The organism is Paraburkholderia sp. CNPSo 3274, from assembly GCF_024206475.1.
GTDB lineage: Bacteria > Pseudomonadota > Gammaproteobacteria > Burkholderiales > Burkholderiaceae > Paraburkholderia.
This window is the reverse complement of record NZ_JAMBPR010000230.1, coordinates 1-908: the sequence shown is the minus strand read 5'-3', so window position 1 is coordinate 908 and position 908 is coordinate 1. Positions and strand designations below refer to the sequence as shown.

Below are 908 nucleotides of genomic sequence, written 5' to 3'. Positions count from 1 at the left end.
GGAACGGTGTACGTCAGCCAGAAGCCAGGCGTCGATGCGAGCCGGCCGATGGATAGCTTGACGCCGATCTAGTTCTGTCACAAATCGGGAGACAGGGCAACCACCACCGGGTGCCAAGCCAAATTCAGGATGCTGGAACGCGTCGTGCTTGCCAAACCTGGTGCCCCTTCTTCCATCGCACTCGGGAGACCTGTCATGCAAACCGGACTCACCACCGGTTTTTCGCACGTCAAGCCGCAGGACACGTCAAGCCGCAGGACACGTCATTCCCGCGCGGTGGGCTGCGCGATTTCTTTGTCTATCGTGATCTGGAAATCGTCAGGGTCACAAGGTGGTCGCGCAACTTTTTAGGGCAAATCTTGCGCCGAAGTTGGGCGCGGGCTGGCACCGGCATGAGGCAGATTTTCATATCGTCAGTATGCTCAAAGACCGGGCGCGCTTCGTGTACGACGACAAGGAAACGCTTGTCGAAGCGGGCGATTGCGTGCATCAGGCGCTGTCCTCTTCGAACACGCGCCAGACATCGAGTACATCGAAATCGTGAGCCCTGCCGAATTCAAATCGGTAGACGTGAAAGCGCCGCGCCGGCGCCCTGGTAACTATAAAGCGGCAGCAAGCGACACCCTGACGCATACACAAGCTTGCCGCCGCACGTACAATTGATATGTCCGCCGACTGCTGTGGCGGGTCACGAAACCACGAACACGACCGGAGAAATTCATGCGAATCACGCTCCATCTCGGCACCTTCGACCGCCTTGACCCGAATGCCTATGCGATCCTTTGGCTCGACAACGACACCCACAAGTGGTCGCGCGAAGGTCATGCCGGCCTCCAATTTCCCGACTGGGGAAAGCTGCGGGTCGATGCGCGCGGCACGGTGGTGTGCGATCAGCATGATGCGCGCCC

1 protein-coding gene and 1 pseudogene are annotated in these 908 nt (G+C 59.1%); both read left to right on the top strand.

Going from position 1 to position 908, the window contains the following annotated elements:
* Positions 1 to 242: 242 nt before the first annotated feature.
* Positions 243 to 663 (top strand): annotated as a pseudogene (locus tag M3I54_RS44380) (hypothetical protein); the annotation flags it as partial.
* 57 nt (positions 664 to 720) lie between these two features.
* Positions 721 to 908, top strand: a 188-nt coding sequence (locus M3I54_RS44375) for a DUF3564 family protein (RefSeq protein WP_254346735.1), incomplete at its 3' end; no start/stop codon positions are given.